The following is a 22,273-nucleotide window of genomic DNA, read 5'->3' on the forward strand; positions in this document are numbered from 1 at the left end:
CTCATTGAACCTAAGAAACGGAAAAAAGCAGCCTTTGAGATTGTTTACGACATATTCAATCCCTTAGGTTAACGGATATGGTGACAACACCAACAGCGGCGGGATGAATACGGGACCTGATAAAGAAACGTCATTGCGAGGTACCCATCAGGTGGAACCCAAAAAAAATGAAATGACATGTAAAATAAATTTTAGCGATGGTGCGCGGAGGCCGCGTTAGGGATTGCAGTGTAAAGCCCACAGCGCGGGTTGGGATTGTGGGCAGGAAAGGCGAGGACTTGCAACGGAAAGCCCGGGCCGCAGGCAACGCCCATGTTATAATTTCGATCGAAAAAACACCGTTAATAATCAATAATTTACAATCACGTCATTGCGAGGTACGAAGCAATCGCGAACTTTACAGGGCTGCTTGCATAGCTACTCTGCCCGTCGGGGATTGCTTTGTACCTCGCAATGACGTGGTGGAGATGTTATTTTCATACCTTATCAAAACTTCCCCTGGTCCATTAGCTTTTTTCGCTCTGCTTTTCTTTTCTGGCGTTGTGCCTTATTCTTTAACCGTTCTTCCTTGTTTTTGAGGTGTTCGTCAATGCGGTTCTTAGTGGCTTTTTGGCTTTCTTCATCAAGGCCGACGCATGGTTTTATACCTGTAAGCAGGGTTTTCCAGATAGTTTTAAAAAATGGCGAATCTTTAGGACGTTTATAGATCACTAATGACGAAGTGAGCTTCCCCTTATCATCAGGATTACTGCGCCTGATCACAAACAGGTTGGCATATATCGACATGATTGATTTCCTTTTGAAACGATCATTAACCGTATCGGCTTTTAGTAGCACCACCTTTAAATCGTTATATAAAAAATCAACTTTGCCTTTAAATACTTTGCTGTTGGCCTGGATATCAAAGCTGAATTTTTTTACGCTGCCCGATGTCATTTTTACCATAGCCAAAGGCATGGTAGCTGGATTTAGCCTTCCAAATTCCATTGATCCTAATGTGCCTTTATAACTGAAAGCAGCATCTTCATCGCTTAAATTAAATTTCAATTGCACATCGAGCCGGCCGCGGTTCATAAAATAGGTTGTCAGATCAACAAGGGTAATATTGTTTTTGGCTATGGCCGATGGATTGTTGGTAATATTATAAATATGCCCGCTGGTATTGTTAAATGTAACGGTGCCTGTTTTTTGAGATTTTTTATTGAACTCGTTATAAACCACATCAACGTGCCGGATTTTCATGGTATCGATCCTTAAATCAAGGTTTAATTTCCTGATCATCATATTGGGGAACGTTTTAACCTTATCTGTTATAGGATCTGGTTTCTTACCCGGGTTGGTGAAAGCCGTTATCTTGCCATTTGTCATGGTTAGGCTTGAAGCAGAAACCGTGCGGTATTTGTGATAATTTAAGTAATCAAAATTGTTTAGCTGCACAGAATCGGCCAGTAAGCCCAGCCGGTCCTTCTTGCTTTTATCAAAAAAAACATCCGATTTAGTAGGCTGCATAGCAAGTCCTTCGATATTTAGGCGTGATGTAAGGGTGGAGAGTTTAAGATGCCTGATCTTATAAGTGTACAGGCCGCTTGGTGTTTCTCCGGTGTAATTGTTCAGTTCGGTGACGATATCTTTGCAATAAAGCAGGCGCGATTTATCATATTGCGTAGCCGAATCAATGAGCAGGTCGTTTGCACTTAAGTTTAGCTCTTTAAGTTTGGAAATGGCCACCTTGTTGCCCGAGTAATCTTCATAGTTCAGGTTAACATCATTGAGCAGGATGCTGCCGATATGGATCGATTTCAAGCTTTTGGAGATCCGCTGCCAGGCCGTACGGCGATCTTTAACAACAGTATCCTTAGTATGGTTTAGCTGGTAGCTTACATTCAGGCGTGGCTCATTCAGGATGATTTGGCCAATATTAAGCTTTTTTTGAAAATAGAGGCTAAATGGATGCACATGATTAAGCACCAGCCGTTTTACCTTAAGCTCAACCAGGGTATTGGGGGCCAGGCGTAAACGCTTTTTTTGATTATAAACTGTCGTATCGGGCTTAAGGGTTATATTGTAAATAATGATTTTACCCTGAAGGATATGCAGCTCGGCGTCCGAAAAATCGGCTTTATAAAGGCTGTCGCTGCTGCTTAATACTACATCCTTTACCTTGGCGGCCAAAATGGGCGACCAATACCTGTTTACTACTACGGCCAGCAGCAATATCACTATAACCGGTATCAGCACAAATTTGAACGTTTTTTTTTGCCACTGGTGCTTTAAAAAATTGAGTGCCATTTACCGGTGTTACTTTTACTTGTGTTTTAATGCTTAACAGCAAGGTAGCAACTTTTGTTATAGCGTAGCGGATGGATAAGTTATTTTTTATTAAAACTCATACTTAATTCATCATTGTTAATGCGGGATTATATGCCGGCGTTTAACTCAAATAAAGGTTTTGTTTAACTGCAAAGCAACCCTCGGGAATTTCAGGGCGTTATGTTTATAAATATCCATAACTAACATCAAAAGACCCCCGATGAAAACAAAAATGTACTTAGCCCTGACAGGCTCAATCGCCCTAACTTTATTAGCGGCATCGTGCAAAAAAAATCACGACAACAATCCAACCACACCTAAAGCTGTTACCGGCGTACAGCTTACCTCAAACGCAACTTTTGGTAGTATCATAACGGATAATAACGGCCGTGCGTTGTACCTGTTCTCTGATGATGCCGCAAACGTTTCAACTTGTACCGGTGGATGCGCTGTAGCCTGGCCTGCCTTTTATAAAGAAAACCCATCTATAGGTACCGGCCTGGCAGCTGCCGACTTCGGCGTTATCACCAATGCCGACGGCAACAAGCAAACTACCTATAAAGGCTGGCCTTTATATTATTATGCAAAAGATGTGGCAGTTACCGATGTTAACGGTGATGGCGTTGGCAAATCATGGTTTATAGCCAAGCCGGATTACACCGTTATGGTTTCCTACGCGCAACTGATAGGGCATGATGGTAACCAATACACAAGCAAAGGTATCGCCGGTACTGAAAATTCACAATATATCACAGATGCCAATGGCCGTACTTTGTACCTGTTTACCAAGGATACGTTTAAGACAAATAAATTCAGCACCGGTGTGGTGGCGCATGATGCTAACTGGCCAATCGGCGCGGTAACGGCGGTTCAAAGCGTTCCTTCTATTTTAAATAAAGCCGACTTTGATGTGATAACCGTATTCGGACAAACACAACTGGTGTACAAAGGGCATCCACTTTACTATTTTGGCCAGGACAATGGTGTTAAAGGTAGTACTAAGGGTGTTAGCTTCCCTACGCCCGGTGCAGCTATCTGGCAAATCAATAATACCACCACTGTAGCTTTAACGCAGTAAGTGACGGCTTATTTGAATAGGATAAACGGGTAATGCGAAAGTGTTACCCGCTTTTTTTTGAAATAAATGAGATTTTATTTAATACTGACAATATGTCATTTAGGTATTTAAATTTTGTTTATTTTTGCAAACTAATTTTTTATATAAATGATGGATTTGCTTATTCCGGATAAAACACATGATGAGAGCAGGCAGGGTGAGGCGTTAATGTTAAAAGCCGAAACAGCTAAAAATAATAGCCGCAAGCTTTATATTGAAAGCTACGGCTGTGCCATGAATTTTTCTGACAGTGAGATAGTTGCATCGATATTGGCCGAAAGCGGTTTTGAAACCACTGCCGACTATAGCGTAGCCGATGTTATTTTCATCAATACCTGTTCTATCCGCGAAAATGCCGAACAACGCGTACGTAACCGGTTAAAAGAGTTTACCGTTGCCAAGGTGAAAAATCCGGGCCTGGTAGTAGGTGTATTGGGCTGTATGGCCGAACGCCTCAAATCAAAATTCCTGGAAGAAGAAAAATTAGTTGATGTTGTGGTTGGTCCGGATGCGTACCGCGATTTGCCGAACCTCATTAACCAGGTAGATGATGGTCAAAAGGCAGTTAACGTGCTGCTCTCCCGAGAGGAAACTTATGCCGATATCAGCCCGGTGCGTTTAAACAGCAATGGCATCAATGCATTTGTATCCATTATGCGCGGGTGCGACAACATGTGCTCATTTTGCGTGGTACCCTTTACCCGTGGCCGCGAGCGCAGCCGCGACCCTTTATCGATAGTTGCCGAATGCCGCGACCTGTTTGATAGAGGTTATCGTGAGGTTACCTTGTTAGGCCAAAACGTAGATTCATATAAATGGACCTCTCCCCAACCCTCTCCAAAGGAGAGGGCTTTAGAAGGGCAAATTGAAGCAGGCGTTGAAAATGACAAAAGCCTCCCCTTGGGGGAGGTTGGAGGGGTAAACTTCGCTAACCTGTTAGAAATGGTTGCACTGATCGATCCTGATTTGAGGGTTAGGTTTTCAACCTCGCATCCAAAGGATATCACCGATGAGGTGTTGTATGCCATCAGTAAATATGATAACATCTGTAATTATATCCACCTGCCGGTACAATCGGGCAACAGCCGCATTCTTGACCTGATGAACCGTACTTATGACCGTGAATGGTACATCAACAGGATCGACGCTATCCGTCGTATCATTCCTGATTGCGCTATATCAACCGATGTGATCACCGGTTTTTGCAGCGAAACAGATGAGGAGCACAAGGATACTGTAAGCATGATGGATTATGTGAAATATGACTTTGCCTACATGTTTAAGTACAGCGAAAGGCCGGGCACGTTAGCGGCAAAACGCTATGCCGACGACATTCCTGAAGAAGTAAAACAGAAAAGATTAACCGAAATAGTAGCCAAACAGCAGGAATATTCATTTTTCAGGATGCAGGCCCGCATAGGTCGGGTAGAACGTGTACTGATAGAAGGTTTCTCCAAAAAATCAGACAAAGACTATTGCGGCCGCAGCGATCAAAACGCGATGGTAATTTTCCCGGTTGGTGAAAATTACAAGCCGGGGCAATACGTAAACGTATTGATTGAACGCAGCACTACAGCTACGTTGATAGGGAAAGTAGTTGATTGAGTTTATTAGGTTGATTGAGTGAGTAGTTGTTAGGTGATTAACCATTCACTTAATAAACCCAATCAACCACTCACTAACAAAACAATGGAAGTACAGGAAATAAAACAACGCTTCGGGATCATTGGCAATTCGCCATTGCTTAACCGGGCTATAACTATAGCAAACCAGGTTGCACCTACTGATATTTCGGTATTGATTACCGGCGAGAGTGGTAGTGGTAAGGAGGTTTTTTCGCACATCATACACCAGATGAGCCCGCGCAAGCATGGGCCTTTTATTGCCGTTAACTGCGGTGCCATACCCGAGGGTACTATCGATTCGGAACTTTTTGGTCACGAAAAGGGAGCTTATACAGGCGCCGTTGGTGAGCGTAAAGGTTATTTTGAAACCGTGAACGGTGGTACCATATTTTTAGATGAGATTGCTGAAATGCCGTTGGGTACCCAGGCCCGTTTGCTGCGGGTGCTCGAATCGGGACAGTATATTAAAGTAGGTTCATCAAAAGTTGAAAAAACAAATGTGCGTGTCATCGCAGCCACAAATGTTGATGTGTATGAGGCGGTGAAGAACGGCAAATTCCGAGAGGACCTTTACTATCGTTTAAACACGGTACCGCTGAAGATTCCGCCATTGCGCGACAGGAAAGAAGACGTGTTTCTGCTATTCCGCAAGTTTACGGCTGATTTTACCGACAAATACCGTACGCCGCCCATCCAACTTGATGAAGAAGCGCAGCAGGTATTAACCAACTATTCGTGGCCTGGTAATGTAAGGCAGTTAAAAAACATGGCCGAACAATTGGCTGTACTTGAGCGCGACAGGATTATTACTGCCCAAACCCTGCTTACGTATATCCCGCACGAGGCCGGCGCGCGTAACCTGCCGATGCGTTTGGACAATCAGCCTAAAGAGGATTTTTCTGAACGTGACATACTGTATAAAGTATTGTTTGATATGAAGCGGGATATGGTGGAGTTGAAAAAACTGGTGGCAGATATTATTGAGCATGGTGGTGTTTCGCCCCATTATGCCAATAATCCGCAAACCTTAAATCAACTTTACCGCGATATTGAGCTGCATGGTAATAACGAACCACAATTTACTTTACAACAACCCGTTAATACCGTTACAAACACCAGCAGTAATAGCAGCACTATCGACGGTTTTAATATAACACATGATGCCGAAGAAGTAGAGGAATCATTATCGCTGATTGAAAAGGAGTCAGACCTGATCCGTAAGGCGTTGAAAAAACATAAGGGTAAACGCAAACTTGCCGCTAATGAACTGGGGATTTCTGAGCGTACGTTATACAGGAAAATAAAAGAACTAAACTTATAAAATTGATGAAAAAACTTTTGGGGATTATTTCAGTGTGTGTGCTGATACTTCTATGTCAATCGTGTTACACGCTCAAAAACCAATCAATCCCGCCCAGTTTGAAGACCATCAATGTGCAGTTTTTTGAAAACAACGCCCCGCTGGTGGTAAATAACCTAAGCCAAACTTTCACCGAATCGTTAAAAGACAGGATCCGTACCCAAACCAGCCTAAGCTTAGTCCGCGGCGAGGCCGATGCAACCATGTCAGGTGCTATTACCGGTTATTCTATCGCTCCGGCATCTATTCAGGCTACTGCAAATAATGTGGCCCCAATTGCTGATGCTAACAGGCTAACTATTACCGTTCGTGTTAAATTTTCATTTGATGCCGCGAAAACTCCGGCAGATAAAAAGCTTAGTTTTGAGCAAAGTTTTACTAAGTTTGCCGATTACCGGGGGGATATTTCTTCGCAGGAGCAGGGGCTTATACGGCAAATTAATAAGCAATTAATTGATGATATTTTTAACGCAGCCTTTTCTAATTGGTAGGCAATTTGTATTTTCAACCACGTGGATCAATATTTGAACAGCAGGCAATACGAAATATTAGATGAACTGTTGGCTAACCCGGCCGAAACAGGTTCTTTTTATGGTTATAACTTGCAGCAACTGGTTGATGCCTACCCGCAAAGCGGTATTTTGCGTGCTTTGCTTGCCCATGCCGGCACCAATAAAGATGTCCAACGCGCGGCCGTTTATTACAAACCCGTTTTACTGCATAAATTAATTCAGGAGCCCGAAGGCCTTTCTCCGGTAAATTCATCACAGATAATTAACCTGCTTGATGTGGCCCCGGTAAATAATGCGCCAGCCTCCGAAAACTATTTTAATATCGGTCCCGCTGTTGATGATCAAGCTGATACACTGCCGCCTATCTCCGAAGATTTAATCGAAGACACAGATCAGGATAAGAGCAGCTTCAATTTTATCAATACCAATGATCATGAGCCTGAAATTGCGGATGCGGAACCGGTAACGGAAGTTGCTGATCCGGGAGCAGCTGCAATTAAGCCCAACGGGGAATCAATTTCATCTACCCATGATATAGATGATGAGGTTTACGATGAAATTGTTGGGATCGAGAATATAAGTATAGGCCGGGCTAACGTGAATGAACCTGTTGCTGCCGATATTAATACAGATGCAGCGATAAACGATAAAACAGAGGTGGCCGATGAGCCGCCGGTTGCCGTTGACGAAGCTAAAGAAGTAAGGGACGATGTAACTGAAAAATGGATAATCGGTAATATTGCGTCAACAGATTATTTTTTGTTTGATAACTCGGTTGTTGACACAAGGAGTGAAGATAAAGCCATGTCTCAGGAGTCGGCTCCGCAGCCGGCAGGAATTGAAGCTACTGAACAGCAGGAGGTTTTATCAAAGTACAACGACGAGAAAATGCCTTATACCTTTATGTGGTGGTTAGATAAAACCCGTAAGGAATATGCATCAACTTATCAGCCTTATAATATTGAAACGGTTGCACAGCCAAAAAAACCTGTAGCATCTGATAGCCAAACTACTGATGCATTACAGCATCAGTATTATGAAAATATCTTCCATTCGCAATCCCTGGAAGAGCTGGAGAAAACCCCTCAGCCCGATGTGCCGGAGATAAAAAGAAAAGAAGATATCATTATTGAGAAATTTATTAAGGAGGAGCCCCAGATCAGGCCGCCATCAATTGATAAGCTCGATAATGAGAACAAAGCGAAGAAGAGCTCGGAAGACAGAAATGACCTGGTAAGTGAAACATTAGCCCAAATTTACATCGACCAGATGTTATATCACAAAGCTATTGCAACTTACAAAAAATTGATGTTGAAATTCCCGGAAAAAAGCCGTTACTTTGCAAGCCAAATTGAGGAGTTAGAGAAGAAAACTAATTAATATAAAGAAATGTATATCGTTTTAATCATTGTTACCGTAATTGTATGCGCTCTGTTAGGGCTTATCGTACTTATCCAAAACCCTAAAGGCGGTGGTTTGGCATCAAATTTTTCAAGCTCATCACAATTAATGGGCGTACAAAAAACCGGCGACTTTTTAGAAAAAGGTACCTGGGCGTTAGCTATTACCCTTATGGTTTTGTCATTGGCTATTAACGTTGCTGTAAAAGGCGGCTCATCAAACAATGCAGACAATCCTGCGCTGCGTGAGCAAATTGAAAAAGCTTCAAAACCAAGCAACGCGCTTCCTTCATCAACTCCGGCATTAACGCCGTCTGCTACACCGGCAGCTCCTAAAGCTGATAGCAGCAAAAAATAATAAAGTATTTAATCAAGATATAGAAAGCCTCTGGATATATTCAGGGGCTTTTTTGTTTTTGCCAAAAAAGGCAGATGTATTAGAGCAGTTTATAAAAAGGCATCATGGCTCGTACCAATGACCTGGTGGAGACTGTTACACATTCCATCCCATCGGGGTCTTTCGGAGAGGATCCTGATGTTGATAATTCTTAATAAGACTGCTGGCAAGGTAATCTGCCGGGTACCTCAGGGTCCTCTCCGAGAGACCCTGAGGAAACATAATATTCATGGAATATCCCAACAAAAAACGCCCCCGATTTTCGTCGGAGGCGTTTTTTATACAAGATGATTCAAATTATAATATCAGGATCAATACCAAAATGATGATGATAATAGCACCTACTGAAAGGTAAATGCCGCCGCCGCCAAGGGCATTGGCTTCTTTTTTCATTGATTTTAATTCGGTACGCAATTCCTTACGTTCGGCTTTGGTAAGCTCCGATTTATCCATCGCTTTGATCTCATTTACGCGGGCCTTGATCTCCTCAACACGGGCTTCTTTTTGCTCGGTCGTCATGGTTGCTATTTCTTCCTTGCTTAGTGGGGTAAGCGCGTGGCTATCAGCAGCAAAGGTGCTTAATGCTGTAAATGACAGCAGCATGGTGAGGGCTAATAAATAAACTTTAGTTTTCATAGTTTTAATATTTAAGTGATTCTTTCTATGAAAGAGAAAAAATGCGAAAAATGTTTTACCGAAGTATAAAATTATTGTAACCCAAATGTTTATAAGCAAACAAAATAGGCTGATTCAAAAACATGTCCCACGCTTAATTTTTGGATAGCTTCTTTATCCTTAATGTCAACGTGTTTGCCTTCGGTATCGGCGCAGCCAAGCCATGGTTCTATGCAAACAAAATCAGCCCCTGGTTTGGCCCATAAACCGAGGTAATTAAAATGAGGAAATTCAAGCGCTAAGGTTTGATCATGTTTATCGCTTTTAATAGTTACCATGCGCGATTTTAGATCTTTAAAAACAAGTGCGTCATCCTTAAACAGCTCGCGGGTTAAATAAAGTTTTTTGTTGGGAGTTGGCACAGGATGGGTTATGCCGTTAAAAAAGCCATCTTTTGATAAAAGGTGAGTGTTAAAATGTTCTTCAGTTTCAAACTCCAGGTAATAGTCCTCATAGTTTTCGCCTTTGTTAAAGGGTACATTAAATGCCGGGTGCCCGCCGACAGAAAAATAGATTGATTTTTTATCGAGGTTGATCACTTTATAGGTAATCCTAAGCGCGTTATCAATAAGGTGATACAGGATCTGGAAATCAAATTTAAAAGGATAAACCTTTAGGGTATTTTCGCAATTTGGTAACGAATAGCTTGCCGATGTCTCATCCGACTCCAATAAGAAAAATTCCGACTGCCTTGCAAAACCATGGCGCGACATGGCATACTTTTCACCATCAACCAAAAGTTCATTATTAATAAGGCCGCCTACTACCGGGAAAAGATTGGGGGCATGCCATGGCCATATTTTTTCATCGGCCTGCCACATATGTTCAATACCTGTGGCTTTATTGATAAATGAAATCAGTTGAGCGCCTTTGGTGTCGATAGCTACTTTAATGTGGTCGTTTTCTAAATGAGTGATCATAGGTGTATAATTAATGTAAAAGCCCGGCTTTATAAATCATAAACCGGGCCTTAAACCAATGTATTAAGAATTCGTTAATTGGACAACTTCCGGTTCAACGAAGTTAACAAATCAATCATCATCCTGTTCTTTTTTAGGTTCTAAAATTACGAAAGCGCTCCTTTTGGGTGCAGGCATAACCGATGCTTCGCCTTTTACATATTTCCAAACCACTTCATTCAGGTCGATATCGGGTGCGGCGTCTTCCCTGGCAAAATTAAACAGCTCTGAACGTTTGCTGCTCTCGTTTACAGCTATGTTGCGCTGTTCCAAATCAACCTGTGCCGGCTTAGCGGTATATGGCGTAAGGTTGGGCTTGCTGGTGAAACAATCATACAGCGGCATAGCGGCTGCATCATACTGGCTCATTGGAGGCAAGCCTAAAATAAGCTCGATGGTACGCAAAACACCCGAGGTTGAATACATGCCGTGGATCACAGCGTTACGTTTTACATACGGACCGGCTACAAACACCGGCGAGCGGTGGGCATCAATATGGTCGGGGCCGTTTTGGGCGTCATCTTCCAAAATAAAAACCACCGACTCTTTCCAGATCGAACTGTGGGATAAATGTTCAATGAACTGGCCTATGGCAAGATCATTATCGGCTACGGCTGCGATAGGCGATATAGCGCCTTTGCGCTGCCCGCTGGTATGGTCATTTGAAATGCGCACGGTGTTAAAATGCGGCACCGCGTTTATAGTGAGTAACGAATCAAAGTCATGGGCCCAGATCTCAGTCCTTTTAACATCTTTCACATTCAGGTCAAAGCCAGGCGACTTGATACAAAAATGCCCTTCAAGCGATTTTAAGTTTGCTTTGCCGGGGTTGCCATCGCTCACAAACTCGCCGTAAGTACGATAGCTTACACCGGCGCGTTTGCAATAATCCCATATAAAGCCATCGCGCGGATAGGCGGCTTTGCGGGTACCTTCAAAATCATAATTGCCACCGCGGCTTCCGTAGCTGGTTGGCCATGTTTTTTCTACAAAATCAGTAGCATACGCAGCCATGCTCCAGTTATGGCCATCGGCGCTAACTTCAGCATCAACATAAAAGTTATCAAGCAGTACAAACTCACTGGCAATAGCGTGGTGGTTAGGCGTTACTTTATTGCCAAAGATGCACAACGAAGTATCGCCGTTGCCTTGCGGCATATCGCCTAAAACCTGGTCGTAAGTGCGGTTTTCTTTAATAATATAGAACACATATTTAATAGGCGACTTTTCGCCCAGGCGGCGTGGAATGGGGTTGCCTTCTTCTCCTTTGGCTGTTTTAGCAGTAAACGGAGTGTTGGCATAAACTTGCCTGGTGTAAGCTTTCAGTTCTGCATCAGACGGGCTGTTGATGAATGATAGCGTGCCTTTAAACAAACCGCCTATGTATTGCTCCCGGCTGTTGATAGCCCCTTGCTTGTAACCGCTGTTATCAGTCTTTTTAACAGGCTGCGGCCCTTTAGGATTGGCCATTGATGAAAACCCTTTGCCGTTTGATACCAGGATTTTATTACCCAATACCTTTACGTTTGTTGGGTACCAGCCGACCGGGATAAATCCCCTGCTTTTGCTGCTGCCCGGCATAGTAACATCAAATACAGCAAGGCAATTGTTATCCGCGTTGGCTATATAAAGCGTTTTTCCGTTTGGCGATAAGGCCAGGCCATTGCTGGTTGAACCGGTGAGGCGGGTAGGATAAAGCGCGGTAGAGATGGTTTCTATTATTTTATGAGTTGAAGTATTTACTACTGATACCGCATTATCGTTCGCATCGGCCACATACAGGAATTTTCCTTTCTTATCTAAAAGCAGTTCGTTAGGATGGCTGCTGGTTTTAATGGTGCTGAGCGTTTGCGTAGCTATGTTGTAAAAGCCAAGCATATCGCCGCCCCATAAAGAGATGTACAGCGTTTTTTCATCGGGCGATAAAATGCAGCTGTAAGCTTCAGCAGGGAGTTTTACCTGTTTCAGAATGTCTTTTTTATCAGGATCGATAATATAAAGGGTGCTGTCTTCCTTCGTAACCGAATACAGGCGGCTGTTACTTTTGTTAGTTACCATGCCGGTAGGGCAAACCTTATTTTTGGGCCAGGCATTCGGTGCTAATTTGATGGTATCCGGGGTGCCCAATTTGTTACCGGCCATATTAAATACCAGGATCCAGTTGTCATTACCGCCCGATGCATATAGTTTTTTTTCATCACGACTGAAAGCAAGCCCGTACCATGATTTTTTAACCACTACTTCATCAAGCAGTTTTTCATTTTTAGGGTCGATGAGCTGTACCGACTGGGTGCTTTGGCCGTTGTTGGTAACAGCTAATAATTTACCCGATACGGAAAGCTGCATGTTTAACGGCAGATCGCCAAGCGGTAAAGACCTGCCCGCGGGACTAAGCTTCCAGCCGTTGGGCAATAGTACCTGTCCTGTTTGTTCAATTTTACCGGGAGTTTGAGCGAGGGATTGTAAGGCCGCACATAAAAGAACAATGCCGGCGATGAGTTTTAGTTTCATAAGAAAACGATTGTAGCCAAAATTACAAAATCGTTTTATTCCGAAAGGCTTGTTAACAGAAACTTAATATGAATAAATTGGACTTTTCCGCGCAAGCGGCTTAGTTCATCAATTTATCAACTGTTTTTTAAACTGGTTAGGGCTGATACCTGTTTCTTTTTTAAACAGCCGTGAAAAATATGGAAGGTTCTCAAAGCCAAGTTCGTATGCTATTTCAGAAACACTTTGGTAATCACTTTTAAGACGGTTTTTTGCCTCGTTTATAAGGTAAATGTGGATCAGTTCAATAGCAGTTTTTCCTGTTTCCTGTTTAAGCATATCGCTTAGGTAACGAGGTGATAAATTAAGTTGTGAGGCCAACGCGTTAACAGAGGGCAGTCCCTGGGTTAGCAATAAGCCGTTGGTAAAATAAGCTGCTAACACTTCATTAAACTTTGATACTGTTTTACCCGAAAGCTCTGTACGGTTAATAAACTGGCGTTTGTAAAACCGTTGCGAGTATTTCAGGATAGAATCAATATGTGTAAGCATAATGTCGCGGCTATACTCATCGGTGTTATTGTGATATTCGGCTTCTATCTTGTAATAAAGGTCCCACATGATCTGCTCTTCCGATGGCGAAAGGTGCAGCGCCTCGTTGGCTTCGTAATCGAAAAAAGCATATTTGCTAATTTCGTTATGCAGAAAGTGGCCGTTCAGAAAATCCTCGTGGATGAACATGATAAACGCATCCTCATCATACTCCACACTGTTAAACTGGATCACCTGCCGGGGCTTGATAAACATCATGCTGCCATTATCATGATCATATTTGGTACGGCCATACATGATCTGGCCTGCTTTAAGTTTTTTAAACCCGATCATATAAAAATCAGATGTAAACTCTCTTTCGCCAAACCCACAGGTGTGGGTACACCTGTACAAGCTGAAGAGCGGGTTCTCCGGCATCGGGAAACCATTGGAGCGGTGCATATCGGCCAAACTTTTAAAATGCTGCATGATGAATAAAGTTAAACAAATCTACGCCGAATTGCGGCGTAGATTATGTCAGTATAATACCATTTATATAGAAGCCGAAAGCGGAACGCTTAAAGCCTAAAGCATGGTCTGATTAATTAACAGACTGTAGGATATTATTTACCGTGTGCAGAGGCAGCTACCTCGTTCCAGCTATCCCACTCGGCAGCACGGCCTTCATAAGTTTGTTTAACCCACGGATACGCGTGTTTACCCAGGAATAACCGCAACGGAGGGTTTTCGGTGTCAATCAGTTTCAGCACAGCATCTGTAGTAGCTTCCGGTACACCAAAAATATCGTCGTCATTTAAACCAGCCTGGAAAGCCGCCCTTACCGCGTCATATTCGGGCATTGCCACGGTTTGCGCGGCAGAAGCACCGGCCCAATCAGTTGCAAAGCCGTTAGGTTCAATCAGGGAAACGTTTATTCCAAAGCCTTTTACTTCGGCGGCCAGGGTTTCACTTAAACCTTCTACCGCAAATTTGGATGCGTTATACAAGCCCAGCACAGGTAAAGTAACGAGGCCAAGCACGCTCGAAAGCTGGATGATATGGCCGTAACCTTGCTCGCGCATTATAGGTAACACTGCCTGTGATAACCATAGTAAGCCAAAAAAATTGGTTTCCATCTGCTCGCGGGCTTCTTGTTCGGTAGTTTCTTCAATGCTGCCGAATAAACCGTAACCTGCATTGTTGATCAGTACATCGATACTGCCGAAGTGTTCTTTTGCTTTGCTGATGGCCGCGAAATCTGCCGCGCGGTCATTAACGTCCAGTTGCAGCGGTAAAATATTGTCGCCATATTTATTTACCAGGTCATCCAAAGCGCTCAGGTTACGAGCGGTTGCTACTACTTTATCGCCTCTTTGCAGTAATGCCTCGGCCCATAATTTACCGAAGCCACGTGATGCGCCGGTAATGAAAATTGTCTTTGCCATTGTTATTGTTTTTAAATGATAAGACAAAATTAGCTTGATTAGAGCCGGGCGATTTATACAGAAGTGGGGAACAATGATACATTTTTACGCGGGGGCTTGTAATTGGTAATCAAAGTGTCATTAGGCGTAAATGTAGGGAGAGATTACGGTATATAAAAAGCAAAAAACCCGTCAACGGGAGACGGGTTTTTTGCTTCAAACTCCCTCTCCTTTGGAGAGGGCCGGGGTGAGGTCTATTTACTTTTCAGTACCAGTGTAGCACTTTTCAAACCATCAGCCGAGGCGGTTAAAGTTATTGTGCCGGCTTTTTCTTTTGCTTGCACAATGGCTAACGCCAGACCATGAAATGCCTTGCGGTAATCAGCTTTAAACGGATCATGACTAACCGGATCGCCGTTGTCAACGCTGGCAATGGAGCCATCGCCGGCAATCTTAAAGTTTATCTTGTTATCAGCATCAGGTACAACGTTGCCGTCTTTATCCAATATTTTTACGGTGATAAATGACAGGTCCTGACCATCGGCTTTAATCTGCGAGCGGTCGGCAATCAGCTCAATTTTAGCAGGAGCTCCGGCGGTATGGATCTCGCGGGTTAACACGGTTTTGCCGTTTTTGCGTGATATAGCTTTCAGCGTTCCAGGCTCGTATTTTACCCGCCACATTACGTGCAGGTCGTCGCCGGTTTTCTTTTGGATGCCTAATGATTTGCCATTCAGGTAAAGTTCAACCTCATCGGCGTTGTTATAGTATGCCCAGATGTCGATCATTTTACCAGGCTGCCAGTTCCAGTGCGGGAAAATGTGGAGCACATTTTTATTGGTCCACTCACTTTGGTACATATAATATACATCTTTAGGGAAGCCGGCCAGGTCAATAATACCGAAGTAGGAGCTGCGCGATGGCCATGAATATGGAGTTGGTTCGCCCAGATAGTCAAAACCCGTCCAGATGAACATGCCCGAAAGGAAGTCGTACTTTTTCATCACCTTCCAGGTCATTTCATGTGTTGATCCCCATGGTGGTCGTGTGTTGTCATATGCCGAAACATTGTTACCTTCCCTTACAAAAGGTTTATCGTAGCTTGGCGGCCAAACCCTAATACTGTCTGAAGGCATTTCATAATAACCACGCGTTTCCAAACCCGAAGTAGTTTCAGTAGCAATAAACTTTTTACCCGGATAACGGTCATGGAATTTAGCATAATCGAACTGGTGATAGTTATAACCAACCAAATCAATAGCACCCGATTTTATAATTTTATTGGTGCTATCCGGACGGTCATTAGCCGTAGTGAGCGGGCGGGTTTTATCCAGGCTGTGAACAATTGCCGCCAGCTCAGGCGCAATGCGTAACGCGCTGGTATCCGCCTGTTGCGGGATCTCGTTGCCGATACTCCAGATCATGATGCTTGGGTGGTTGCGGTCGCGTTTGATTTGGTCTTCCAGGTCGCGTTTATGCCATTCTTTAAAGTACAGGTGATAATCGTAAGTAGCCTTTTTCCATTCCCAGCAATCAAAGGCCTCATCCATCACAATAAAACCCATTTTATCGCAAAGGTCCAGCAGTTCGGGTGCCGGAGGGTTGTGCGAGGTGCGGATACCATTACAGCCCATCGCTTTAAGCATCTGCAACTGGCGCTGCAATGCTCGGTTGTTAATGGCTGCACCAAGGCTGCCAAGGTCATGGTGATTACAAACACCTAAGATCTTCATCGGCTTCCCGTTCAGGCTGAAACCTTTATCTGCATCAAAATTAAAATAGCGAATGCCTACGGTAGTGGTATATTCATCAACTACTTTTTTGCCTTCAATAAGCTGAGTAACGGCTTTATATAAGTACGGGTTCTCTACCGACCAAAGCACCGGGTTTTTTACCGTAAGGGTATTGGTTACCGTTAAAGGCTCATTTTTATTTTGCGCTGCCGATGTAGCTTCGCCCGCGGCGGCTACCTGTTTACCGGTCGCGTCATAAAGTTTGGTGCTGATGAGCACCTGCGGCGATGCCTGGTCATTATGCAGTTGCACCTGTACATTTACTTTGGCAGAGGCACCGGTGATATCGCTCGTGGTTACATAGGTGCCCCAATGATCGATAGCGGTTTTGTTGGTGGTAACCAGCCAAACATGGCGGTAAATACCCGAACCCGAATACCAGCGCGAATTTGGCTGCACCGAATTATCAACTTTAACAGCAATAACGTTGCTGCCGCCAAAGTTTAAATAGGGGGTAAGTTCATACCTGAATGAGATATACCCGTTTGGCCTGAAGCCAAGGTGATGGCCGTTGATCCACACATCGCTTTTTTGATATACGCCATCAAAATCAATATAAACCAATTTGCCTTTTGATGAAGCAGGAACAGTAAAAGTTTTACGGTACCAGCCAATGCCGCCGGGCAGGGCGCCGCCTTCAGGTGTGGCCGGGTTATCTTTTGAAAATTTACCTTCAATACTCCAGTCATGCGGCAAATTGAGCACGCGCCATTTGCTGTCGTTCAGCGTTGTTTTTTCGCCGTTTTCAACAGCGCCGAGGTTAAAGCGCCAGCTTTTATCAAAATCAAGTTTCTGCCGGTTTTGGGCAAAAGGTTTTAACGCGGCCAGCGTCAGGACGGCAAGGATGCATGCAAACTTATAAGCCCCGGCGCGGTGGGTTTTTATTGATGACATAATATCGTTTGGGATTAAATGTATTTTGGACACTAAATTATAAATAATAGGACAAAAGCAAAGGAATAGTATAAATTAACCGGGGGGATCGCTTTGTGCTAAATTATGTGTAAAATATTAAACTACATCTTAGAAGCTGTTTAAGAATGATTAAATGAGACTACTATATCCGCCACGTCATTGCGAGGTACGAAGCAATCCCCGACTATACAGGGCGGATCTGCCTCTTGGGGATTGCTTCGTGCCTCGCAATGACGGCTTTTATATAATTTTTAAACAGCTTCTCAGTGTTTAATACTATTTTCTCTAACATTCCGTTTCAAGATTCAATGAAAGCAATCGCCTTTATCATGTTAATTTTTATGGTGCTCATCTCCATAATGCCGGGGAAGGCAGAGCCTATATATAACGTGACCAAAAATTTCTGTCGTCATATGGATCATATGCCGCAGAAACAGCATGGCGGTCAAAAAGGATGTGACGGTGGCACGTGCGTGACTTTGCTATCATGTAATAATTGCTGCTTTTTAAAAGTTGAACCTGTCAAGGCCGGACCTGTTGCCGTTATTATTAGTAGCAATGCTCCTTTGCTTTACCTCGCAGGCAATTTATCCGATTACGCAAACACCTGCTGGAACCCTCCGAAAGCTTGATAAAAAGACATCTGCCTGTTTTCAATAGTGTATCTTTTTATTAAAAATTCAAATTAAAAATCATGAAAAAGTTTCTTTTCATCACCACTGTGATGCTGTTTACCATATTTAATATTTCGTTTGCTAATACGCCTTGCTGCAATAACAAAATGAACCATTGCACCAAATGCGCAAAGTCATGCACCCGGCCAACGTGTTTAGACAACTGCAGCAAATCATGCAAAGCCTCGGGCGGTTGCAATAAAACCTGCGGCAAATAACAAAACGCCCCCGGTGGAAACCGGGGGCGTTTTGTTAACTATCAATTTTAATGAACCTTATCGGTTTTATATATCCCAAGCGGCCCATCTATAATATCAGCAATCTGCTTACTGAACAGTTGGAAATGCTCCTGCTTAACATGCTGATCAAGCCCTTCCTGGCTGGCCCAGGTTTCGTGAAAAATAAACTGGGTTTCGTCAGTTGTTGACTGGTATAGCTCGTATTGCAGGCAGGCTTCTTCCTGGCGGGATGCTGCTACCAGCTTATCCAAAAAATCTTTCATTTGGGCAGTGGTGCCGGCCTTACACTTCACTAAGGCTGTTAAGTAAATTTTCATGGCTTGGGTTGTTTTGAGTAAATAGTTTGTTTAAATGTTCGTGGTAGCGTTGCAGGTTCTCCTCAATATTAGCGTTTTTCATTACGTCATAAAAGTGGATACTTTCTAAAGCCTGCATGCCGGTAAAAGCGTTCATGCGGTGAAAGCCAAACAGGGGGCCTTCGTCAACACTGCGTTCGTTAAAAAATTCGCCGGGTAAGGTGAAAGCGGTAACCGGTGCGTTCCATGATGTGGTAAGCATGTATTTTTTGCCCTGCATTAAGCCGCCTGTGCCGTAATTAATACCGGGGTTTTCGGCGGTGCGGCCGTCGCTGCGGTAAATACCGTTTTGATATCCGGCGGTAAAAACTTCGTCGATATATTTTTTAAAGGCATGCGGTACCTGGAACCACCAAACCGGGGTATGGTAAATGATCACATCGGCCCATTTATAGTTTTCGGCTTCCTGCATCGGATCGTAAGCGTTATTTACGTCGGTTGAACGAACTTCAAAATCAGGATGAGCGGTAAAATACTGCACGGTAGTATCCAATAAAGTTTTGTTAAATCTTCCGCCGGAGTGACCGAAGATCTGCCCTCCGTTTATTACAAATATGTTTGTCATTTATTTTCTGTTTTAATTTTTATCAAAATTACACCGGCTTAATTAATTATTGAAATAGTATAATTTATACATTTGTATCATAATTATAATAGATAAGCTATGGTGAATTTTGAATGGTTCCGTACGTTTAAGGCGATCTATGAAACCGGGTCGCTAACCGGGGCTGCCGAAGCGCTGTTTATTTCGCAGCCGGGCGTGAGCCTGCATTTGAGCTCATTGGAAAGCTATGTGGGCTACAAATTGTTCGACCGTACTTCGCGTAAAATGGTATCCACAGAGCGGGGTAAGATCTTATACAACTATATCCTGGAGGCAATCAGCAAGCTGGAAGATGCCGAGCGGCATTTTCATAAAAGCACCGAAAAAGATATACCAACCATAAGTATAGGGATGTGCTTTGAAACTTTTCAGTTTACGCTTGAATCCTACCTGCCCACATTGCCTTTTAATGTGATCATTAAATTTGGCGAATACCCCGAAATGCTGGCCGACCTGGACAATGGCATCCTCGATATGATTGTTACGCCTCATAAGGGCGATTATAAAGGTCTTGAGTATAAACCCTTTTTTAAGGAACGCATAGTGGTGCTGGCCGGGGCCCAAACACCCACCGACGAGTTTAATGAACTATTGAAAACTAAAGACCTTAACCGGATCCAGGCCTGGCTTAAAGCCCAAACCTGGTACGGCTCATCTGGCGATATGGAACACCTGCGGCGCTTCTGGCATATCAACTTTGGTAAAAGGCCCGATTTTAAACCCAATTTCATTGTGCCAAACATGGGCTCCATTATCCGCTGTCTCAGCAATGGCAAGGGGATAGCCGTGATCCCCGACTTTCTTTCAAAAAAGGAGCGCGATAGCGGCAACATCAAATTGCTTTGGGAAGGATGTAATTTAATTGAGAACACCTTGTACTTCGGCACCCGAAAAAAATCTATTTATGCGGAGCAGGTGGCTATGATCCAGGAAATTTTTGAGCGAGAGATGGTGTAAGCCTCTAATCGCCGCCGCTCGCCTCCGGCGAGTGGCAACTATCGGGACGGCCTCTGGCCGCCGTGGCAAAAGAAGACCATGTGATTATTGAAACTCAAACATGTCTTTGCTAAGGCCACCCGTATACCATCTGCCATTTATAAAGTAATAAGTTTCCTTACCTAAAATAATCATAGGGAAATTACCTGCAATTTTTTGTTTGGTCTTGTTTTTGGCGCTGATAAAGTGATCGTATATGTCTTGCTTAACGCTGTAAAAGACATTTTGCTGCGTGTCGAAGGCTAAAACTGTGTTATTGTCATAGGCATAGTTTTCTTTAGGGCGAGGTTTTGAATCAACAAAATCATGTACACTGACTTTTAATTTGCAGTTGTTAACACTGTTGCCAACCAAACGCAATTTAATGCGATACTCTTCCTGTTGTTCGCCGGATTCTCCGGTAAGATATCTTAAAACATGCATGGCCTTGTATAGATGTTGGCCATCCACGCAGATGATCAGTGTATTTCCTAACCCAACCCCCGATCCGCCTCTTACTGCATAGTTAATCGCAATGAAGTTTTTATTCAATAACCTAATGTCAGGAGGTTCTCCCCAAAAATCATCTATTGTAATAATATCCCTGAGGCAAATCATTTTAAGCACGTGGTTTGCATAGTCAGGAACGATCTTCACCATTTGATTTTTACCATCGATCGAAATTATGTGATATGTTTTTGTGTCTCTCCCGGTTGCTTTTGCTTCGTATGTTTTCAGTTCATCCTGAGCAAATGCATGATTGAATGAAAGCGTAAGGATAGTAATAACTAAGGCGCATTTGTTCATAAGGCAGGTATTTACACCGTTGGTGTGGCCGTAAAAATACTCGCGTAATACTTGCGATAGGCAAACAGCAAAAATACCTCTAAAACGATAACTGCCAGTCCAATTGGCAAACCGGCCGGTGCCAAAATGGCATGGAACAGGAATATATTAAGTGCAATAGGCAGCAGCAATAACACAAACAATGCCGTAAACCGGTTGATAATTAAAAACAGGCCACTGGTTATTTCAATTACCTTCATGTATTGAAAAAAATAACCTGAACCAAATAACCCGCCGCTAAATGCCTGTGCCTTATCGCTCATGGGCGGTTGGGCCATATGCAGAAACTGGAAAAAGAAGTTTAAACCAAACACCACGAAGACCAGGCCCAGCAAAACGCGGGCAATTAATACTGCAATTTTCATAATTAATAGGTTTAATATAAGGTTAAACACTAAGTTTAGTAATTTAATTGACATATTCAAATCCGCCTCATAGCTAACTATTTAAACAGGCATTACTTTTGATAAAACAGGACATATGAACATTCAAAAAATAACTTTCGGCAACGGTTGCTTTTGGTGCACCGAAGCCGTTTTTCAATCGCTTAAAGGTGTAACATCAGTAACCTCGGGTTATATGGGCGGTAAAGTTTTAAACCCAACCTATGAGCAGGTTTGTACAGGTGCTACCGGCCATGCCGAAGTGATTCACCTGGAATATGACGCCGACCTGATCTCGTTTGATGAATTGTTATTGGTTTTCTTTAAAACCCATAACCCAACCACACTTAACCGTCAGGGTAACGACGTGGGCACACAATACCGCTCGGCTATATTTTATTATACAGATGAACAAAAGCAGGCTTCGGAAGCGATGATCAAAACGCTTACAGATGAACAGGTTTTTGATGATCCTATCGTAACCGAAATCACCCCGGCAAGTACATTTTACAGCGCCGAAGATTACCACCAGAATTATTTCAACGATAATCCTAACAAGTCGTACTGCGCGTTTGTTATCCAGCCAAAACTCAATAAATTTGCCAAGGAGTTTAAGGATAAAATAAAGCCGGAGCTGTTATAAGATGCCTATCATACGGAGTGTTTAAATCGAGCAGCTCTGAAGATG

19 protein-coding genes are annotated in these 22,273 nt (G+C 43.3%); 8 read left to right on the forward strand and 11 right to left on the reverse strand.

Annotation, left to right across the window (positions count from 1 at the left end; genetic code table 11):
* Positions 1-486: 486 nt before the first annotated feature.
* On the reverse strand, positions 487-2,289 hold the full coding sequence (locus tag ABIC84_RS23405) for a hypothetical protein (RefSeq protein ID WP_429265125.1): 1,803 nt from the start codon (positions 2,287-2,289) through the stop codon (positions 487-489).
* A gap of 241 nt (positions 2,290-2,530) precedes the next feature.
* Here ABIC84_RS23405 and ABIC84_RS23410 point away from each other — a divergent pair, with 241 nt between their 5' ends.
* The 6 genes from ABIC84_RS23410 to secG all read left to right on the forward strand — a co-directional run bounded on the left by ABIC84_RS23410 (position 2,531) and on the right by secG (position 8,682).
* The gene (locus ABIC84_RS23410; RefSeq protein ID WP_429265126.1) at positions 2,531-3,388 is read left to right on the forward strand and encodes a COG4315 family predicted lipoprotein; all 858 of its coding nucleotides are present in this window, start codon (positions 2,531-2,533) and stop codon (positions 3,386-3,388) included.
* Positions 3,389-3,535: 147 nt separating this feature from the next.
* Positions 3,536-5,032, forward strand: a complete 1,497-nt coding sequence (locus ABIC84_RS23415) for a MiaB/RimO family radical SAM methylthiotransferase (protein ID WP_429265127.1) — start codon at positions 3,536-3,538, stop codon at positions 5,030-5,032.
* An 84-nt stretch (positions 5,033-5,116) separates the two neighbouring features.
* Complete coding sequence (locus tag ABIC84_RS23420) at positions 5,117-6,373, forward strand: sigma-54 interaction domain-containing protein (protein WP_090534355.1); 1,257 nt, start codon at positions 5,117-5,119, stop codon at positions 6,371-6,373.
* A 98-nt stretch (positions 6,374-6,471) separates the two neighbouring features.
* Entirely contained in the window at positions 6,472-6,903 is a 432-nt protein-coding gene (locus ABIC84_RS23425) for an LptE family protein (RefSeq protein ID WP_429265128.1), read from the forward strand.
* A gap of 21 nt (positions 6,904-6,924) precedes the next feature.
* On the forward strand, positions 6,925-8,304 hold the full coding sequence (locus ABIC84_RS23430) for a hypothetical protein (RefSeq protein ID WP_426581993.1): 1,380 nt from the start codon (positions 6,925-6,927) through the stop codon (positions 8,302-8,304).
* Positions 8,305-8,313: 9 nt separating this feature from the next.
* A complete protein-coding gene (gene secG, locus ABIC84_RS23435) occupies positions 8,314-8,682 on the forward strand; it encodes a preprotein translocase subunit SecG (RefSeq protein ID WP_090534360.1) in 369 nt (122 codons plus the stop codon).
* A 336-nt stretch (positions 8,683-9,018) separates the two neighbouring features.
* On the opposite strand, the gene ABIC84_RS23440 is transcribed toward secG, so the two are convergent.
* From ABIC84_RS23440 to ABIC84_RS23475, 8 genes are all read right to left on the reverse strand, one after another.
* Entirely contained in the window at positions 9,019-9,357 is a 339-nt protein-coding gene (locus tag ABIC84_RS23440; protein ID WP_429265129.1) for a hypothetical protein, read from the reverse strand.
* Positions 9,358-9,446: 89 nt separating this feature from the next.
* Positions 9,447-10,316 carry an aldose 1-epimerase family protein gene (locus tag ABIC84_RS23445; protein WP_429265130.1) on the reverse strand — a complete coding sequence of 290 codons (870 nt, stop codon included), beginning with the start codon at positions 10,314-10,316 and terminating at the stop codon, positions 9,447-9,449.
* A 111-nt stretch (positions 10,317-10,427) separates the two neighbouring features.
* Complete coding sequence (locus tag ABIC84_RS23450; protein ID WP_429265131.1) at positions 10,428-12,866, reverse strand: bifunctional YncE family protein/alkaline phosphatase family protein; 2,439 nt, start codon at positions 12,864-12,866, stop codon at positions 10,428-10,430.
* Positions 12,867-12,974: 108 nt separating this feature from the next.
* On the reverse strand, positions 12,975-13,865 hold the full coding sequence (locus ABIC84_RS23455) for a helix-turn-helix domain-containing protein (RefSeq protein WP_429265132.1): 891 nt from the start codon (positions 13,863-13,865) through the stop codon (positions 12,975-12,977).
* 134 nt (positions 13,866-13,999) lie between these two features.
* The gene (locus ABIC84_RS23460; RefSeq protein WP_429265133.1) at positions 14,000-14,821 is read right to left on the reverse strand and encodes an SDR family NAD(P)-dependent oxidoreductase; all 822 of its coding nucleotides are present in this window, start codon (positions 14,819-14,821) and stop codon (positions 14,000-14,002) included.
* A 233-nt stretch (positions 14,822-15,054) separates the two neighbouring features.
* Positions 15,055-17,487 (reverse strand): beta-galactosidase GalB, encoded by a 2,433-nt coding sequence (galB, locus tag ABIC84_RS23465; protein ID WP_429265134.1) that lies wholly within the window; start codon positions 17,485-17,487, stop codon positions 15,055-15,057.
* Positions 17,488-18,447: 960 nt separating this feature from the next.
* Entirely contained in the window at positions 18,448-18,738 is a 291-nt protein-coding gene (locus ABIC84_RS23470) for a putative quinol monooxygenase (RefSeq protein ID WP_429265135.1), read from the reverse strand.
* Positions 18,704-19,342 carry an NAD(P)H-dependent oxidoreductase gene (locus ABIC84_RS23475; protein ID WP_354485731.1) on the reverse strand — a complete coding sequence of 213 codons (639 nt, stop codon included), beginning with the start codon at positions 19,340-19,342 and terminating at the stop codon, positions 18,704-18,706. Before ABIC84_RS23475 ends, ABIC84_RS23470 begins: the two co-directional genes overlap by 35 nt.
* A gap of 99 nt (positions 19,343-19,441) precedes the next feature.
* Between ABIC84_RS23475 and ABIC84_RS23480 the strand changes: the two genes are divergently transcribed.
* Positions 19,442-20,338: a LysR family transcriptional regulator gene (locus ABIC84_RS23480; RefSeq protein ID WP_429265136.1), complete on the forward strand. Its 897-nt coding sequence runs from the start codon at positions 19,442-19,444 to the stop codon at positions 20,336-20,338.
* Between the two features lie 84 nt (positions 20,339-20,422).
* On the opposite strand, the gene ABIC84_RS23485 is transcribed toward ABIC84_RS23480, so the two are convergent.
* Both ABIC84_RS23485 and ABIC84_RS23490 read right to left on the reverse strand, forming a co-directional pair.
* A complete protein-coding gene (locus ABIC84_RS23485; protein WP_429265137.1) occupies positions 20,423-21,163 on the reverse strand; it encodes a hypothetical protein in 741 nt (246 codons plus the stop codon).
* 11 nt (positions 21,164-21,174) lie between these two features.
* Complete coding sequence (locus ABIC84_RS23490) at positions 21,175-21,567, reverse strand: DoxX family membrane protein (protein ID WP_429265138.1); 393 nt, start codon at positions 21,565-21,567, stop codon at positions 21,175-21,177.
* Between the two features lie 115 nt (positions 21,568-21,682).
* Between ABIC84_RS23490 and msrA the strand changes: the two genes are divergently transcribed.
* Positions 21,683-22,228: a peptide-methionine (S)-S-oxide reductase MsrA gene (msrA, locus tag ABIC84_RS23495; protein ID WP_429265139.1), complete on the forward strand. Its 546-nt coding sequence runs from the start codon at positions 21,683-21,685 to the stop codon at positions 22,226-22,228.
* Positions 22,229-22,273: the final 45 nt, after the last annotated feature.

Source organism: Mucilaginibacter sp. 3215 (genome assembly GCF_050433785.1).
Classification (GTDB): domain Bacteria; phylum Bacteroidota; class Bacteroidia; order Sphingobacteriales; family Sphingobacteriaceae; genus Mucilaginibacter.

Excerpts from the sequence above, each read along its gene's own strand:
- ABIC84_RS23405 (WP_429265125.1), bottom strand. The coding sequence starts at position 2,289 with ATGGCACTCAATTTTTTAAAGCACCAGTGGCAAAAAAAAACGTTCAAA.
- ABIC84_RS23410 (WP_429265126.1), top strand. The coding sequence starts at position 2,531 with ATGAAAACAAAAATGTACTTAGCCCTGACAGGCTCAATCGCCCTAACT.
- ABIC84_RS23415 (WP_429265127.1), top strand. The coding sequence starts at position 3,536 with ATGATGGATTTGCTTATTCCGGATAAAACACATGATGAGAGCAGGCAG.
- ABIC84_RS23420 (WP_090534355.1), top strand. The coding sequence starts at position 5,117 with ATGGAAGTACAGGAAATAAAACAACGCTTCGGGATCATTGGCAATTCG.
- secG (WP_090534360.1), top strand. The coding sequence starts at position 8,314 with ATGTATATCGTTTTAATCATTGTTACCGTAATTGTATGCGCTCTGTTA.
- ABIC84_RS23440 (WP_429265129.1), bottom strand. The coding sequence starts at position 9,357 with ATGAAAACTAAAGTTTATTTATTAGCCCTCACCATGCTGCTGTCATTT.
- ABIC84_RS23445 (WP_429265130.1), bottom strand. The coding sequence starts at position 10,316 with ATGATCACTCATTTAGAAAACGACCACATTAAAGTAGCTATCGACACC.
- ABIC84_RS23450 (WP_429265131.1), bottom strand. The coding sequence starts at position 12,866 with ATGAAACTAAAACTCATCGCCGGCATTGTTCTTTTATGTGCGGCCTTA.
- ABIC84_RS23455 (WP_429265132.1), bottom strand. The coding sequence starts at position 13,865 with ATGCAGCATTTTAAAAGTTTGGCCGATATGCACCGCTCCAATGGTTTC.
- ABIC84_RS23460 (WP_429265133.1), bottom strand. The coding sequence starts at position 14,821 with ATGGCAAAGACAATTTTCATTACCGGCGCATCACGTGGCTTCGGTAAA.
- galB (WP_429265134.1), bottom strand. The coding sequence starts at position 17,487 with ATGTCATCAATAAAAACCCACCGCGCCGGGGCTTATAAGTTTGCATGC.
- ABIC84_RS23470 (WP_429265135.1), bottom strand. The coding sequence starts at position 18,738 with ATGAAAATTTACTTAACAGCCTTAGTGAAGTGTAAGGCCGGCACCACT.
- ABIC84_RS23475 (WP_354485731.1), bottom strand. The coding sequence starts at position 19,342 with ATGACAAACATATTTGTAATAAACGGAGGGCAGATCTTCGGTCACTCC.
- ABIC84_RS23480 (WP_429265136.1), top strand. The coding sequence starts at position 19,442 with ATGGTGAATTTTGAATGGTTCCGTACGTTTAAGGCGATCTATGAAACC.
- ABIC84_RS23485 (WP_429265137.1), bottom strand. The coding sequence starts at position 21,163 with ATGAACAAATGCGCCTTAGTTATTACTATCCTTACGCTTTCATTCAAT.
- ABIC84_RS23490 (WP_429265138.1), bottom strand. The coding sequence starts at position 21,567 with ATGAAAATTGCAGTATTAATTGCCCGCGTTTTGCTGGGCCTGGTCTTC.
- msrA (WP_429265139.1), top strand. The coding sequence starts at position 21,683 with ATGAACATTCAAAAAATAACTTTCGGCAACGGTTGCTTTTGGTGCACC.